Raw genomic sequence first — 272 nt, forward strand, 5'->3', positions numbered from 1 at the left:
ATATCGTTACGTTTTTTCTCACCACCGGAAAAACCTACGTTAACAGAACGAGTTAACAAATCTTGAGGCATATCCAATAGTTTGATTTTATCTTCAATAAAATCTTCAAAATCAAAGCGATCTAACGGCTCTTGGCCTCGATATTCTCTTACCGCATTGACTGAGGATTGTAAGAAAAACTGGTTACTGACACCGGGGATCTCTACCGGATATTGAAACGCCATAAAGATACCTTCACCCGCTCGCTCTTCAGGCTCTAATTCCAGTAGATC

The 272-nt window shown here is 40.4% G+C and carries 1 pseudogene; it reads right to left on the reverse strand.

The window, feature by feature from the left end:
- Nucleotides 1–272, reverse strand: a pseudogene (locus HMPREF2886_RS32810) (hypothetical protein); the annotation flags it as partial.

This window comes from Pseudomonas sp. HMSC066A08, assembly GCF_001813025.1.
In the GTDB taxonomy this organism is placed as follows: Bacteria; Pseudomonadota; Gammaproteobacteria; order Pseudomonadales; family Pseudomonadaceae; genus Pseudomonas; species Pseudomonas aeruginosa.